The sequence below is a fragment of the Bradyrhizobium arachidis genome (genome assembly GCF_024758505.1).
In the GTDB taxonomy this organism is placed as follows: Bacteria; Pseudomonadota; Alphaproteobacteria; order Rhizobiales; family Xanthobacteraceae; genus Bradyrhizobium; species Bradyrhizobium manausense_C.
Map to the genome: position 1 here is coordinate 3411506 of NZ_CP077970.1, position 15738 is coordinate 3427243.

The following is a 15738-nucleotide window of genomic DNA, read 5'->3' on the forward strand; positions in this document are numbered from 1 at the left end:
TGGAGTAGGCGATGGCTCCGTTGCCGGCCGCCGATACCGAGATCGAGCAGTTTTTCCGCCATTGGCTCGAAACCTTCGCGGGCTATGTCCGCGAGGTCGACTACGCGTCGGCAAAACCCCTGTTCCATCCGGATGTGCTGGCCTTCGGCACGCACAACGACGTCATCCCGGGCCTCGATCAATGGGTCGCGACGCAATGGGACAACGTCTGGCCGAAGACCTCCGACTTCCGTTTTGTCCTCGAGCAGACCCAGGTCCTGGCATCGCCCGACGGCACGATGGCAATCGTGATCGCGCCGTGGACGAGCACGGGATATCATTCCGATGGCAGCACGTTTCCGCGGCCGGGACGGGCGACGATGGTGTTCGCGAGAAACGCCGATGGTTGGCTCTGTGTGCACTCCCACATGTCGCTCAATCGCGGCGTGCCGCAGGTCAGCCACGCCAATCGGCCGGTGAAGGCGTGGTAGAAACAAAAAGGCCCCAGATTGCAGGGGCCTTTTCGACGTCTTGATGCGTAGCGCTTTATTCCGGCTTGCCGATCGACACCTTCAGCGAGCCGACGCCGTCGACGCCGCATTCGAGCTGGTCGCCCACCTGAAGCTGGGAGACGCCGGCGGGCGTTCCCGTCATGATGATGTCGCCGGCGGCGAGCTTCACCTGCTGGGAGAGCTGCCAGATGATCTCGGGCACGTTCCAGATCAATTCGGTGAGGTCGCCCTTCTGGGCTTCCTTGCCGTTGACGGTAAGCCAGATCTTGCCCTTCGAGGGATGGCCGATCTTCGCGGCCGGCTGCACCGCGGAGCAGGGCGCCGAATAGTCGAACGACTTGCCGACCTCCCAGGGACGCTCCTTCTTGCGCGAGGCAAGCTGGAGATCGCGGCGGGTGAGGTCGATGCCGACGGCATAGCCGTAGACGTGATCGAGCGCCTTCTCAGTGGGGATGTTCAGGCCGCCGCTCTTCATCGCGACGATGAGCTCGACCTCGTGATGCAGATCCTTGGTCAGCGGCGGATAGGGAATGGTCGCACCGTCAGGCACCAGCATGTCGGCGTGCTTGGCGAAGAAGAACGGCGGCGCGCGCTCGTCATTGCCCATCTCTCTGATGTGCTCGAGATAGTTGCGGCCGACGCACCAGATGCGGCGTACCGGATAACGTCCGGCCTCGCCGACGACGGGAAGCGATGCCTGAGTTGGGAGCGGGATGACGTAGGAGGCGGCGTTCATGAAGCGATCTCGCTGATCGTGAGGTGAAGTATTTTAGGCTGTGGCACTGATCGGCGCCAGCGTACCGGCGTCGTGGTGTTGCAGGCGGAAGAAAGAGGCATAGCGGCCCGAGCGGCGGAGCAGCTCGTCATGCCGGCCCTGCTCGACGATCTCGCCGCCCTCGACCACCAGGATCGCGTCCGCGTGCATGATGGTGTGCAGGCGATGGGCGATCACGATGGTGGTGCGGTTCCGGCAGAGATGCTCGATCGCTTCCTGCACCTGCTTCTCCGACTCGGAATCGAGCGCCGCAGTGGCCTCGTCGAGCAAGATGATCGGCGCGTTCTTGATCAGCGCGCGGGCGACCGCGATGCGCTGCCGCTGGCCGCCGGAGAGCTGTGTGCCGTGCTCGCCGACCGGCGTGTCGTAGCCGAGCGGGAAGCTCATGATGAAATCATGCGCGCAAGCCGCCTTGGCGGCATCGATGATCTGCTCCTCGCTCGCGCCCGGTTTGCCGAACGCGATATTGTTGCGGATCGTGTCGCGGAACAGATAGACGTCCTGGCCGACATAGGCGGTTTGCGCCCGCAGCGATTTTCGCGAGACCTGTGCAATCGACTGGCCGTCGATCAAAATGTCGCCCTGCGTCGCCTCGTAGAAGCGCAGCAGCAGCGCAAGCACCGTGGACTTGCCACCGCCGGAGGGCCCGACCAGCGCGGTTACCTTGCCGGGCTCGGCGACGAAGCTCATGCGATTGAGCACGGTCTCGCCCGCGCGATAGGCGAAGCTAACGTCATTGAACTCGATGCGCGCATCGGAGAGTTTCAGCGCCGGCTTGTCGTCGTCGGAGCGCTCGCTCGCGGGGCTGTCGACGACCTCGAGCAGCATGCGCGCGCCGACGAGCTGGCTGTTGAGATCGATATTGAGCCGCGCCAGGCGCTTTGCCGGCTCGGTTGCCATCAGGAAGGCGGTCATGAAGGAAAAGAACGCGCCGGGCGTGGCGTTGAGCGCGACCACGCTGTAGCCGCCATAGAGCAGGCAGCCGGCGACCGCAAAGCCGCCAAGCATCTCCATCAGCGGGTTCGAGCGATTGGCGACGCGCGCCATCTTGTTGGCATTGCGCTCGACGATCGCGATGTTCTCGTCGATGCGCTGTTGCATGGTCTCTTCCAGCGTGAACGCCTTGACGGTGCGGATGCCTTGCAGCGATTCCTGCATGGTCTCCAGGATATCGGCGGTGCCGGTGAACTGGTGGTAGGCGAGGCCCTTGATGCGCTTGACCAGCTTGCGCAGCACCAGCATCGCCGGCGGTACCACCACGAGGCCGATGAACGACATCAGCGGATCCTGCCACACCATCACGGCGATCATGCTGGCCAGCATCATGAAGTCGCGCCCGATGGCGTTGACGAGCATGTTGAGCACGTCGGTGATGGACTTCGCGCCCGCCGTCAGCCGCGCCAGGAATTCGGACGAATGCCGCTCGGAGAAGAAGCCGATGCTCTCGTGCATCAGCTTGGCAAAAAGCTGGCGCTGGTTGTTGGCGAGGATGGCGTTGGAGATCTTGGACAGGATCACGGTGTGGCCGTAGGTCGCCACGCCCTTGATGAACAGCAGGATCACCGTGACGCCTGATAGCATCGCGATGCCGGGGATGTTCTTGTCGACATAGGCTTGGTTGATGACCTGGCCGAGAACATAGGTCGCAGCCGCGGTCGAGCCGGCGGCCACCGCCATCAGGGCGAAGGCGGTGAGGTAGCGCCGCCAATAGGCGATCCCCTGTTCCATGACCAGGCGGCGTACCAGAACGGCCGCGCCATAGGGATCGTCGGTGATTTTCTTTGGAAACTGGGCCATCCGCAGTCCATTGACGGGGCGGCGACAGGATTGCGCCGCGCGTCAGGGATCGAATGGCCTCTGTGCCCGCTAGACGCGGGTTTTTCAAGCCCAATTAAGGGCTTGCATGATCACGGATTTTAGGCCGAGGCGGCCTGCCGCAGCTCGCCATGGCGCTCGCGGAACAGCTTTTCCTCCCAGGCGAGCGCGTGCGCGGCAATCGTCTCGAGGTCGTCATATTGCGGCTGCCAGTCGAGCAGGCCGCGGATGCGGCTGGTATCGGCGACCATGGTCATGATGTCGCCGGGCCGGCGCGGGGCGTATTGCACGGCAAAGCTGCGGCCGGACACCCGCCGCACCGCGTCGATGGTCTCGAGCACGGAATAGCCGCGGCCATAGCCGCAGTTCAGCGTCGTCGAGGCGCCGCCGCGGCGCAGATAGGCGAGCGCCGAACGGTGCGCCTGCGACAGATCCGTGACGTGGATGAAGTCGCGGATGCAGCTTCCGTCCTGCGTCGGATAGTCGGTGCCGAACACGTCGATCTTGGCGCGCTGGCCGGTGGCGGCTTCGACCGCGATCTTGAGCAGATGCGTGGCGCCGACGGTCGCAAGCCCGATGCGCGCCTGCGGATCGGCGCCGGCGACGTTGAAATAGCGCAAGGTCACGTACTGCATGCCGTAGGCGGAGGCGACGTCGTGCAGCATGATCTCGGTCATCAGCTTCGACGAGCCGTAAGGCGACAGCGGCCGCGTCGGCGCGTGCTCGGGCACCGGCACCTGATCCGGATTGCCGTAGACGGCCGCGGTCGAAGAGAAGATGAAGCGGTTGATGCCGCGCTTCACCGCCACGTTGAGCAGATTGCGCGCGGTCATGAAGTTATTGCGGTAGTAGCCGAGCGGATCGCGCATCGAATCCGGCACGACGACCGAGCCCGCGAAATGGATGATGCTCTCGATGTTGTGCTGGGCGATCACGCCTTCGACCAGGTTCTCGTCGCCGGCATCGCCGATGAACAGCGGCACGCCTTCCGGCAAGTAAGCCGAGAAGCCGGTCGAGAGATCGTCGATCACGACGACGTCCTCGCCGGCTTCCGCCAGCGCCAGAACCGTGTGACTTCCGATATAGCCGGCACCGCCGGTGACAAGCACAGTCATGATCTCACCCGTCTTCCGATCATCCGCCGATGCTAACGTTTGTGCGGTGAAGAGGGGGTTTCGGCGGACCTGAACTGGTCACTATGCTTAATGTTGCGTATAGGAACTGCGCGAAACGGAGTGTGACGTGCCCAATTCTCCCGGCGAATTGCAGGTGATCGTGCCAAATCTGCACAGGCGCTATTCCGGCGTGACCGCGACCAACCGCATGGTCGCGCCGCGGCTCGCAAAGCTGTATCGCGCGGCCTGGTTCGGCACCGACGCGCCGGAGGGAATTGCGCGGCTCAGCGGCGCCGATTTCATGAAGATGTGGCGCCGGTCCGCGCCACTGATCTGGCACGCGCGGCGCAACAACGAGATGATCGCCGGCGTCGCCTTGCGCGCGCTCGGCTGGCCGTTGAAGCTGGTGTTCACGTCGGCGGCGCAGCGCCACCATAGCTGGATCACGCGTTGGCTGATCCGCAGGATGGATGCGATCATCGCGACGTCGGACATTTCAGCCTCGTTCCTGAAAGTGAAGGCGACCGTGATTCCGCATGGTGTCGACACCGAAATCTATGCGCCGCCCGCCGATCGTGACGCGGCCTTCGCGGAAGCCGCGCTGCCCGGCCGCTACGCGATCGGCTGCTTCGGTCGCGTGCGCGCGCAGAAGGGCAGCGACGTCTTCGTCGATGCTATGTGTACCCTGTTGCCGCGCTATCCCGATTTCACCGCGGTCATCGTCGGCGCGGTCACGCCGGAGCAGATGCCGTTCGCGAACGACCTGAAGAAGCGGATCGAGGCCGCAGGCCTCCAGACGCGGATCGTCATCACCGGCGAGCTGCCGATCGAGGACGTGCAGCGCTGGTACCAGCGGCTGACGATCTATGCCTTCACCTCGCGCAACGAAGGTTTTGGCCTGACGCTGATCGAGGCGATGTCGGCAGGCAGCGCGCTCGTGGCCTCACGCGCCGGTGCGGCCGAACTCGTGGTCGAGGACGGCGTCACCGGCGTGCTGATGCCGCCGGGCGATGCCGACGCGCTGGCCGCGGCGCTGGAGCCGCTGATGCGCGATCCGGCTTCAGCGCTCGCCATGGGCGCGCGAGGGCGGGCGCGGGTGCTGGCGCAATTCAGCCTGGATGCGGAAGCGAAGCGGATCGGCGAGGTCTATCGTCCGCTGCTCTGAACCGGCGCTTTCGGGGCCCCTCCGACAAAAGTGTCGAAACAACCCCATGCACAGTAGCCGAATGACGGTCGGCGCGAATTACGGATTTTACGAAAAATCACTTGACGCGTCGGGCAAATCGGGGGCATATTGTCATCCTCGCCCGTAGCCTCGATGACGCCTCCAGCCCGCTCAAGTCGTGGCGTGCGCGGCCGTTTCCTGCAGCACCCGTTGCGCAATCGCGACGACCTCGGACGCTGCGATATCGCGCATGCAGCGGTGATCGTTCATTTTGCAGATCGTGCTCTGGCAGGGTTGGCAGGACAGCACGCTCTTGTTCTGGACGACGGTGGCGGCAAGGCCGTTGAGCGGGGCCCAGAGGTAGGGACTGGTCGGGCCAAAAATGCCCATCGTCGGCGTGCCCAGGGCTGCCGCGATATGCATCAAGCCGGAGTCGTTGGAGATGGCTACGCCGGCCGCGGCCATAGCCAGCACGCCGTTGCGCAAATCCGTGCCGGTCAGGTCCCGAACGCGCGGTCCGCCGGCGGCGACGATCTCCTGCGCCAACGCCTTCTCGCCGGGGCCGCCGACGACCCAGACCTCGAGTCCTAGTTCGGCGAATTGGCGGGCGGCTTCCGGATAATAGGTCCAGCGCTTGGATGCGCCGACCGAGCCGGGGCCGAGCGCAACGGCGGCGCCGGTGCCGAGGCCGTTCGCCTGCTGCCAGCGGGCGACGTCCTCGGGCGGCACCCGCAATTGCGGCACCGGCCACTCGGAGGGCAGCGGCGCGCCGTCGGGCTGGGCGAGGGAGGCATTTTTGTCGATGAAGCGCGGCAGGGCCTTTTCGCCCCAGCGCCATTGGTTGATCAGGCCGAAGCGGGCCTCGCCGACGAAGCCGACCCTTTCTGGAATGCCGGCCAGCGCGGGGGCAATGGCGGCCTTCCAGGTCCGGGGCAGCACCAGGGCCGTGCCGTAGTTCCGCATCCGCAGCAGCCGCGCCAGGCCGAACTGGCGGCCCACGGCGAGTCGGCTGCGCGGCAGATCCCAGACGATCCCCTCGCGGACCCCGGGCATGTAGTCGACCAGGGGGGCGCACAGCGAGGTCGTCAGCAGGTCGACCGGCCGGTTCGGCCAGCGCTCCTTCAAGACCCGCACCACCGTGTGTCCGCGGACGAAGTCGCCGATCCACATATAGGGGATGATCAGGATCGGGCGGGTGTCGGCCGGATCCACGGCTCCCTGAAATTGCGAATCTTGGTTCATCTGTTAATGGTGGCGATCGAGGCGATTTAGCTGGCGGTTCGGTAGCCGCTCCCGGCCGGGAGGTAAAGGCGGGACAGCAGGCGGTCCAAAACCGCTTACACTTTGGCGGATCATGCGCTAGGGCAGGACCGGCGCTCGCGCTGCAATCTGGGCGAAATCGGGCAGGGATTTTGGAATGTTGCTGGTGACCGGTGGAGCCGGTTTTATCGGGTCGAATGTCGTGGCCGCACTGAACGAGGCGGGCCGTGCCGACGTCGTGGTCTGTGACGTCCTCGGTCACGACGGCAAGTGGCGCAACCTCGCCAAGCGCCAGCTCGCCGACATCGTGCCGCCGGCCGAGCTCCTCGCATGGCTCGACGGGCGCGAGCTAGACGCCGTCATCCATCTCGGGGCCATTTCGGAGACCACCGCGACCGACGGCGACCTCGTCATCGAGACCAACTTCCGCCTGTCGATGCGGCTATTGGACTGGTGCACGGAGAACGCGGTGCCGTTCATCTACGCTTCGTCGGCTGCGACCTATGGCGACGGCGAGGCCGGCTTCGGTGACGACGCCACGTTGCCAGCGCTGAAAAAACTGCGGCCGATGAATCTCTACGGTTGGAGCAAGCATCTGTTCGACCTGTCGGTGGCCGAGCGCGTGGCGCGCGGCGAAAAGCTGCCGCCGCAATGGGCCGGGCTGAAATTCTTCAACGTGTTCGGCCCGAACGAATATCACAAGGGCACGATGATGAGCGTGCTCGCCCGTCGCTTCGATGACATCAGGGCGGGGCGCGTCGTGCAGCTTTTCAAGTCGCATCGCGACGGCATTGCCGATGGCGATCAGCGGCGCGATTTCATCTATGTCGACGACGTCGTCCGCGTCATCCAGTGGCTGCTCGCGACACCCTCGGTTTCCGGTCTCTTCAACGTCGGAACCGGCAAGGCGCGCAGCTTCAAAGATTTGATCCTCTCGGCCTACACTGCGCTCGGCAGCAAGCCGAACATCGAATATGTCGACATGCCCGAGCAGATTCGCGGCAGCTATCAGTATTTCACCCAGAGCGAGGTCGATCGCCTGCATCGCGCCGGTTACAACGGCGGCTTCACGGCGCTCGAGGATGCGGTCGCGGCCTATGTCAGGGGCTATCTCGATCAGCCCGATCGCTTCCGCTGAGGGCTCAAAGTCATGCCGACGCCGATGATCGATTTCGATGCTCTCTCGCAAGCCATGAAGAGCCGCACGGTGCTCTGCATCGGCGATCTCATGCTCGACGAGTTCGTCTATGGCGAGGTGTCGCGGATCTCGCCGGAGGCGCCGGCGCCCGTGATCGCGGCCCAGCGCAGCGAGCACCATATCGGCGGCGCCGGCAACGTCGCGCGCAATGTCGCAGCGCTCGGTGCGAGCTGCATCTTCGTCGGCCTGGTCGGCTCGGATGAGGCCGCAACGCGCCTGAAAGCCGCGCTCACCGACGAAATTGGGATCGAGAGCATTCTGGTTTGCGATCCCACCCGGCCGACCACCCGCAAGGTGCGCTTCGTCTCCGAGCATTTCTCGACCCACATGCTGCGGGCGGATTGGGAGCAGGCGGCACCGGCATCCGCCGAGGTCGAGCAGAAGCTGATCGACGCGATCCTGCCGCAGCTTGCCCGCGCCGACATCGTGCTGCTCTCCGATTACGCCAAGGGCGTGCTGACCGCGCGCGTGATCCGCAACGTCATCGACGCCGCGCGAAAACTCGGCAAGCGCGTGATCGTCGACCCCAAGAGCCTGAATTTCGCGATCTATCGCAGCGCCACGCTGCTCACGCCCAATCGCAAGGAGTTTTCGGAGGCCACCCGCAGCCGCGCCGACACCGACCAGAGCATCGTCGCGGCCGCGCAGGACGTCATGCAGCTCGCCGATTGCGAGGCGATCCTGGTGACGCAGAGCGAACGCGGCATGACGCTGGTGCTGCGCAGCGGCGAGGCCGTCCACATTCCGGCGCATCCGGTGAAGGTGCGCGACGTCTCCGGCGCGGGCGACACCGTTGCGGCCGTGCTGGCAACGTCGCTGGCCGCCGATGCCGATTGGGAGACCGCGCTGCGGATGGCCAATGCGGCGGCCGCGGTCGCCGTCGGCAAGCAGGGAACGGCGAGTGTCAGCGCGGCCGAACTGCGCCGAAAGATTTTGCCGCACGCCTATCTCGCGGCGGAAGAGAAGATCGTGCTCGAGGCCGATGCGCTCGATGCGCAGCTTGGCGAATGGCGCAAGCAGGGCCTGCGCGTTGGCTTCACCAACGGCTGCTTCGACATCCTGCACCCCGGCCATGTGAAGGTGCTCACGGCCGCGCGCGCGGCCTGCGACCGGCTGATCGTCGGCCTGAACAGCGACGCGTCGGTGCGGCGCTTGAAGGGCGAGGGCCGTCCGGTCCAGGACGAGCGCGCGCGCGCCGAAGTGCTCGCAGCGCTTGAAGCCGTCGACCTTGTTGCGATCTTTGACGAGGACACCCCGATCCGGCTGATCACCCAGATCCGGCCGAGCGTGCTGGTCAAGGGCGGCGACTACACCCGCGAGCAGGTTGTCGGCCACGAGGTCGTCGAGGCCGCGGGCGGAACGGTGATGCTGGTCGACATCCTGCAAGGATTCAGCACGACCACGCTGGTCGATCGTGCGCGAGGCGGTGGCAAGTGACGACACTGGCTCGGGAGACAACGTTCACCATGCTGTTGCGGCGGCTCCGCAGCCCGTCGGCGTGGTCCGATACCGTCGATGTGTTCGCCATCCTGACCGCGGCCTCGCTGCCCTGGTCGACGTCGCTCGCGGCGATCTTCAATGCGGCGCTGCTGGTCTGCATGGTGCCGTTTCTCGATGTTCGCTCGTTCGTGCAATCGCTGAAGCGCCCGATCTGCGCCGCGCCGATTGCGCTGTTCCTGCTCGCGCTGGTCGGCACGCTGTGGTCGGACGCGCCCTGGGGTGCGCGGTTCTATGCGGTGAACCCGACCGTCAAGCTGCTCGTGCTGCCGGTGCTGCTCTATCATTTCGAGCGCTCGTCGCGCGGACACCTCGTGTTCATCGCCTTCCTGGTCTCCTGTGCGCTGCTGTCGGTGATGTCGTGGCTGGTCGCTTTCTATCCGGGCCTGTCCATGAAGCCCGATTTCGAGCGCGGCATCTTCGTCAAGAACTACATCGACCAGAGCCAGGAATTCACGCTCTGCGCGGTGGCGCTCGCCTATCCGATCGTGCTGCTGCTGCGCGAGAAGAGGTTCTGGCTCGCGGGTCTGTTGACGGCGGTCGCGCTGAGCTTCCTCGCCAACATGGCCTTCGTGGTGGTCTCGCGCACCGCGCTCGTCACCGTGCCGATCATGCTGGCGGTCTTTGCGCTGCTTCACCTGAAATGGCGCAGCATCCTCATCATTGCCGGCGCGCTTGTCGCGATATCGCTGCTTGCCTGGCAAACCTCGTCTCAGTTGCGCAACACCGTGGAAACCTTCTCAAGCCAGTACCGGCTCTACAAGGAGCAGGGCATCTCGACGTCGGTCGGGCTGCGGCTCGAATTCTGGCGGAAATCGCTCGGCTTCTTCGCGGAGGCGCCGATCAAGGGGCATGGAACCGGATCGACCCGGAGGCTGTTCGAGCTGGCCGCGACCGGTGACCGCGACCAGGCCTCCAGCGAAATCATCGGCAATCCCCATAACCAGACCCTGAACGTCGCGGTGCAGTGGGGTGTCATCGGCGTGGTGATTCTCTACGCCATATGGATGCTCCATCTCCTGCTGTTTCGCGGCGATGGGCTCGGCAACTGGATCGGACTCCTGGTCGTGGTCCAGAACATCTTCACCTCGCTGTTCAATTCCCATTTGTTCGATTTCCACGAGGGGTGGATGTACGTGCTCGGCGTCGGCATAGCCGGGGGAATGGTCCTCGGGGCGCGGCGTGCCGATCCTGCTGTGGGGGAAGGCGGTTCCTGACACCCTGATTGCTGGCAAGTGGCGGCCAGATGGGCTATCAGCGCGGTCAGGTTGGGGATAACTGGATACATATCGATCGGCGGATGACGCGGATTTCGCATCTCACCTTGCGCAATTTCATGATTGCGCTCCACGACCTGCTTGCGACGGCAGCGGCGCTGTTTGCCGCGTTCTATCTGCGCTTCGAAGGCGGCGACGGCTTCTTCATCCGCCTGCCGCTGCTGCTGAAGATCCTGCCCTATTTCCTCGTCTTCAGCGTGGTCGTGTTCTTCGTCTTCAATCTGACCACCACGAAATGGCGCTTCATCTCGCTGCCGGATGCGCTGAACATCATCCGCGTCTCGACCGTGTTGACGGTCGCGCTCCTGGTACTCGACTACATCTTCGTCGCGCCCAATGTTCACGGCACCTTCTTCCTCGGCAAGGTGACCATCGTCCTCTACTGGTTCCTTGAAATCACCTTCCTGAGCGCGCTGCGGCTGACCTACCGCTATTTCCGCTATACGCGCGTGCGGCGTCACGCCAGGACCGAGGATGCGGCGCCGACGCTGCTGATCGGCCGCGCCGCGGATGCCGAGGTGCTGCTGCGCGGCATCGAGAGCGGTGCCATCAAGCGCATCTGGCCGGTCGGCGTGCTGTCGCCGTCCGCTTCCGATCGCGGGCAGTCGATCCGCAACGTGCCGGTGCTCGGGAGCATCGACGACATCGAGGATGTGACTACCGACTACGCCAAGCGGAACAAGCCGATCAAGCGCGCGGTGATGACGCCGTCGGCATTCGCGCCGGAGGCGCATCCCGAATCCGTGCTGATGCGGGCGCGGCGGCTCGGCCTGATCGTCAGCCGTATGCCATCGCTGGAAAGCGGGGACACGCCGCGGCTCACCTCCGTCGCGGTCGAGGACCTGCTGCTGCGTCCGAGCGAGACGATCGACTATGCGCGGCTGGAAGCCCTGATCCAGGGCAAGGCCGTGATCGTCACCGGCGGCGGCGGTTCGATCGGCTCGGAGATCTGCGAGCGCGTGGTCGCCTTCGGCGCGGCCCGCCTCCTGATCATCGAGCATTCCGAGCCGGCGCTGTACGCGATCACCGAGGCGCTCGCCGAGCACGGCACCAGTGCCGCCGTCGAGGGGCGTATCGCCGATATCCGCGATCGCGAGCGCGTCGTGCGGCTGATGGCCGAGTTCAAGCCGGACATCGTGTTCCATGCCGCGGCGCTCAAGCACGTGCCGATCCTGGAACGCGACTGGAGCGAAGGGGTCAAGACCAACATTTTCGGCTCGATCAACGTCGCCGATGCAGCGCTCGCAGCCGGCGCCGAGGCGATGGTGATGATCTCGACCGACAAGGCGATCGAGCCGGTCTCGATGCTGGGTCTCACCAAGCGCTTCGCCGAGATGTATTGCCAGGCGCTCGACCACGATCTCTCCATGCAGACCGGCGGCAGGCCGCCGATGCGGCTGATCTCGGTCAGGTTCGGCAACGTGCTGGCGTCGAACGGCTCGGTCGTGCCGAAATTCAAGGCACAAATCGAGGCCGGCGGCCCGGTGACCGTCACGCATCCCGACATGGTTCGCTACTTCATGACCATCCGCGAGGCCTGCGACCTCGTGATCACGGCGGCGACGCATGCGCTTGCCGCGGCGCGCTCGAACGTCTCGGTCTATGTGCTCAACATGGGCCAGCCCGTGAAGATCGTCGATCTCGCCGAGCGCATGATCCGGCTGTCGGGGCTGCAGCCCGGCTACGACATCGAGATCGTGTTCACCGGCATGCGGCCGGGCGAACGGCTGAACGAGATCCTGTTCGCCTCCGAAGAGCCGACGGTCGAGATCGGGGTCGCCGGCATCATGGCCGCGCGGCCCAACGAGCCGCCGATGCTGACCCTGCGCAAGTGGATCTCGGCGCTCGAACAGGCGATCGCGCGCGACGATCGCGCGACCATCCGCTCGATTCTGAAGGACGCCGTTCCGGAATTCGGGTCGACCGCGGCCTGATCATGCTGTCTTCGGGAAAGATCGTCGTCGCGAGCCAGCACTATCCGCCTGACCCGAGCACGACGGCGGCGATCATGGCGGAGATCGCCTGCCGCATCGCTCTCGAGCACGACGTGTTGGTGCTATCGGGCACGCCCGGTGCCGTGCCTGCGGGTGGACCAGGCCGGCCGCGCGTCGTCGTCGTGAAGAACCGGATGACGCAAAAGGCCGCGCTGGTCCGGCGCGCGTCGGCCGAGCTCTTGTTTGCGATGCGGACGTTCTTCGCGCTGGCACGCGAGCTAAGACGCGGCGACGTGGTGCTCACCGTGACCGCGCCGTTCATGCTACCTTACGCGGTCGTCGCCGCCGCCAGATTGAAAGGCGCGCGGTCGGCGCTGATCATGCATGATTTGTTTCCCGATGTGCTTGTCATGGCCGGTATCTTGAAGCCGCGATCGATCGTCACGCTGATGATACGCGCCGCCAACGGTTTTATGTTTCGCGCGCTGAGCGCAGTGATCACCATCGGTCGCGACGCCGAACGGCCGATCATGCGCTACCGCGGCATGCAGCGGGACAAGATCCGCTTCATCCCGAACTGGGCGACGCTGGTTCCCTCACTTCGTCCCGTGACGGCGGACAATCCGTTCCGCGGTGCGCTGGCCGCACGCTTCGTCGTCGGATTGTCAGGCAATCTCGGCTTCACCCACGATCCCGACATCGTATTCGAGGCCGCGCGCCTGCTGCGTGACGAGACGTCGATCCACTTCCTGCTCTCCGGCTGGGGCATCGGCTTCGACCGGCTGAAGCAGTTGCAGGCGGCAGCGAATTTGCCGAACGTCAGCTTCGTCGGCCGCGTCGAGGATTCCGAGCTCGAGGCCTTTCTCGCGGCCGCCGACATCTGGATCATTCCGTACCGCAAGGACGTTGCGGGCGTGTCGGTGCCGAGCCGGTTCTACAATCTGCTCGCGGTTGGCCGGCCCGTGGTTCTGGTGTCCGAGCCTGAGGCGGAGGCCGCGCTCACCGTGGTCGAAAACCGGCTCGGCTGGGTGGTCAGGCCGGGCAGGCCGGAGGAGCTTGCGGAGGCGATCCGTGCCGCGTGCCGCACCGAGGATCGTGCCATGGCGGAGCGGGCGGTGAAGGCCGCTGCTAAGTTCGATCGCACCACCGCGCTCGATGCCTATGCGCATCTGATCGGCGAGCTGCTGCGCGGTTCGAAACTGGCGGAGCAGGCATGAGCGGACGCAAGCCAATCGTACTGGTCACCGGGGCGAACGGTTTCGTCGGCGGCCATGTCGTGCCTGCGCTCGAGGGCAGGGGATGGTCGGTGCGCCGCGCGGTGCGCAGCCCCGAAGGGCACGAGAACGAGGTCGTCGTTGAAACGATCGGGCCGGAGACCGACTGGCAGGCCGCGTTATCAGGTGTTGACGCCGTCGTGCATCTGGCCGCGCGCGTCCATCACAAGCACGAGGAGCACGCGGTCCAGCTCTATCGCAATGTGAACATCGCCGGCACGCTGCATCTGGCGCGCAGCGCTGTGACCGCAGGCGTGCGCCAGTTCATCTTCGTCAGCACCGTTCTCGTGCACGGCCGCAGCAATGACGGCCGCGCGCCGTTCAGCGAAGGGGATGTTCTGACGCCGCGCGGCCTCTACGGCATGTCGAAGGCGGCGGCCGAGGCGGGGCTCAAGACGCTGGCGCGCGACGCCAGGATGAACATCTCGGTGATCAGGCCGCCTCTGGTGTACGGCTCCGGCGCGAAGGGCAATTTTGCGCTGTTGACCCGGGCTGTGAATCTCGGGTTGCCGCTGCCCTTCGGCGCGATCCGCAATCAGCGCGCCTTCCTCGCCGTGCAGAATCTCTCCTCGTTCATCCTGTGGCGCCTCGAACATCCTGATGCCGCCAGCAATTTCGAGATTTTTCTGGTCGCGGACGGGGAGCAGGTCTCGACGCCCGAATTTATCGAGCGGCTTGCCAGGGCGGCGGGCAAGCATCCGCGGCTGTTCGGGATGCCGCCGGAGTTCCTGGGCGCGGTGCTCGGCGCGATCGGCCGACAGGATACGCATGACAGCCTGCTGGGCTCGCTCGAGCTCGACGTCTCCAAGGCTATTTCGACCGGCTGGCGGCCGGCGGTGTCGCTCGACGAGGGACTTCGGCTGGCCCTGCAGGCGACGTGAGGTTGCAGACTCTTGTCTTGACGCGTTTTCTTGACGCGAACCGGTGCCCACTTCGCTGGAAAACGCTCTAGCTATGCCGCCCGACGGCGCGAAAAGCGGTACAGCACGAATCCGACTGCGAGCGCGCTGGCCAATAGCGCCAGCGCCGTGACGATGGTCGTATCGACGCGGATCGTGACGATCGCGAGCAATGCCAGCAGCAGATTGAGGACGAACACCTCGCCGGTGACACGCGACACGCCAAAACCGTTGTCGGTGGCGCGCTGGTAAAAATGCGTGCGGTGCGCCGCCCAGAACGGCTCGCGCCTGGCGATGCGGCGGCACAGCGTCAGCGTGGAATCCGCCAGATAATAGGCCGGCAGCAGCAGTGCTGCGGCGAGGTGCTGATGCCAGGCGAGTTGCAGCAGGCACCAGCCGAGCAGAAGGCCGATCGGCAGGCTGCCGACGTCGCCGAGAAACACTTTTGCGACGGGACGGTTGAACGGGGCAAAGCCGATCATGGCCCCGCACAGGCTTGCTGCGATCAGCGCGGCCGGCCAGGGGAGGTCGCCAGACAAGCCGAGCAGTAGCAGCGCTGCCGTGACCGGCACCACCTCGGCGACGGTCATGAGATCGAGCCCGTCCATGAAATTGACGAGGTTCACGAACCAGACGCCTGCGAGCACGATGATGCCGCGTTCGAGTGCCAGCGGCAGCGACGACACGATCCGCAAATCATCCGGTGCGGTGAACACGACAGCTCCGACGGCGCCGGCCTGTAAGACCAGACGCACCAGAACGGGAAGCGATTTGATGTCGTCGGCAAAACCGACCAAGGCAATGCAAACCGTGGCGCCAATCAAGGTCAGTGGAATGGCGGTTTCCATCCAGGTGACCCAAAGCGAGGCGACCAGCAAAGTTGCCGCGATGACTGCTATGCCACCGCCCTGCGGTGTCGGAATCCGATGCGAGGAGCGCGCATTCGGCCGAGCCAGCGCGTAACGCTGCAACAGAGGCATGCTCAGCCAGGTGATGGAGGCCGCGAGCACTGCGGCCGGTGCGACTGCCAACAAGGCC

Annotated in this window: 13 protein-coding genes; 8 read left to right on the top strand and 5 right to left on the bottom strand. The window is 65.1% G+C overall.

Annotated features, from left to right (window positions below):
• Window positions 1-11: 11 nt before the first annotated feature.
• Entirely contained in the window at window positions 12-470 is a 459-nt protein-coding gene (locus tag KUF59_RS15335) for a YybH family protein (RefSeq protein WP_212457581.1), read from the top strand.
• A gap of 55 nt (window positions 471-525) precedes the next feature.
• Here the strand turns inward: KUF59_RS15335 and KUF59_RS15340 are convergent, their stop codons facing one another.
• The 3 genes from KUF59_RS15340 to galE all read right to left on the bottom strand — a co-directional run bounded on the left by KUF59_RS15340 (window position 526) and on the right by galE (window position 4196).
• Window positions 526-1227 carry a fumarylacetoacetate hydrolase family protein gene (locus tag KUF59_RS15340; RefSeq protein WP_212457580.1) on the bottom strand — a complete coding sequence of 234 codons (702 nt, stop codon included), beginning with the start codon at window positions 1225-1227 and terminating at the stop codon, window positions 526-528.
• Window positions 1228-1260: 33 nt separating this feature from the next.
• Window positions 1261-3063 carry an ABC transporter ATP-binding protein gene (locus KUF59_RS15345; protein WP_258769645.1) on the bottom strand — a complete coding sequence of 601 codons (1803 nt, stop codon included), beginning with the start codon at window positions 3061-3063 and terminating at the stop codon, window positions 1261-1263.
• 119 nt (window positions 3064-3182) lie between these two features.
• Window positions 3183-4196: a UDP-glucose 4-epimerase GalE gene (gene galE / locus KUF59_RS15350; RefSeq protein WP_258769646.1), complete on the bottom strand. Its 1014-nt coding sequence runs from the start codon at window positions 4194-4196 to the stop codon at window positions 3183-3185.
• Between the two features lie 127 nt (window positions 4197-4323).
• Between galE and KUF59_RS15355 the strand changes: the two genes are divergently transcribed.
• Window positions 4324-5361, top strand: coding sequence for a glycosyltransferase family 4 protein (locus KUF59_RS15355; protein WP_258769647.1), 1038 nt, complete (start codon window positions 4324-4326; stop codon window positions 5359-5361).
• A 171-nt stretch (window positions 5362-5532) separates the two neighbouring features.
• Here the strand turns inward: KUF59_RS15355 and waaF are convergent, their stop codons facing one another.
• Window positions 5533-6603: a lipopolysaccharide heptosyltransferase II gene (waaF, locus tag KUF59_RS15360; RefSeq protein WP_258769648.1), complete on the bottom strand. Its 1071-nt coding sequence runs from the start codon at window positions 6601-6603 to the stop codon at window positions 5533-5535.
• 175 nt (window positions 6604-6778) lie between these two features.
• Between waaF and rfaD the strand changes: the two genes are divergently transcribed.
• The 6 genes from rfaD (at window position 6779) to KUF59_RS15390 (ending at window position 14682) form a co-directional block, all read left to right on the top strand.
• Window positions 6779-7759, top strand: coding sequence for an ADP-glyceromanno-heptose 6-epimerase (rfaD, locus tag KUF59_RS15365; RefSeq protein ID WP_258769649.1), 981 nt, complete (start codon window positions 6779-6781; stop codon window positions 7757-7759).
• 12 nt (window positions 7760-7771) lie between these two features.
• Complete coding sequence (rfaE1, locus tag KUF59_RS15370; protein WP_258769650.1) at window positions 7772-9256, top strand: D-glycero-beta-D-manno-heptose-7-phosphate kinase; 1485 nt, start codon at window positions 7772-7774, stop codon at window positions 9254-9256.
• The gene (locus KUF59_RS15375) at window positions 9253-10533 is read left to right on the top strand and encodes an O-antigen ligase family protein (protein ID WP_258769651.1); all 1281 of its coding nucleotides are present in this window, start codon (window positions 9253-9255) and stop codon (window positions 10531-10533) included. Before rfaE1 ends, KUF59_RS15375 begins: the two co-directional genes overlap by 4 nt.
• Window positions 10534-10616: 83 nt before the next feature.
• Window positions 10617-12527 (top strand): SDR family NAD(P)-dependent oxidoreductase, encoded by a 1911-nt coding sequence (locus tag KUF59_RS15380; RefSeq protein ID WP_258769652.1) that lies wholly within the window; start codon window positions 10617-10619, stop codon window positions 12525-12527.
• Between the two features lie 2 nt (window positions 12528-12529).
• Window positions 12530-13744 carry a glycosyltransferase family 4 protein gene (locus tag KUF59_RS15385; protein WP_258769653.1) on the top strand — a complete coding sequence of 405 codons (1215 nt, stop codon included), beginning with the start codon at window positions 12530-12532 and terminating at the stop codon, window positions 13742-13744.
• Complete coding sequence (locus KUF59_RS15390; protein WP_258769654.1) at window positions 13741-14682, top strand: NAD-dependent epimerase/dehydratase family protein; 942 nt, start codon at window positions 13741-13743, stop codon at window positions 14680-14682. The genes KUF59_RS15385 and KUF59_RS15390 overlap by 4 nt, the downstream gene beginning before the upstream one ends.
• 71 nt (window positions 14683-14753) lie before the next feature.
• Here the strand turns inward: KUF59_RS15390 and KUF59_RS15395 are convergent, their stop codons facing one another.
• Complete coding sequence (locus tag KUF59_RS15395; RefSeq protein WP_212457798.1) at window positions 14754-15680, bottom strand: MraY family glycosyltransferase; 927 nt, start codon at window positions 15678-15680, stop codon at window positions 14754-14756.
• Between the last annotated feature and the right edge of the window lie 58 nt (window positions 15681-15738).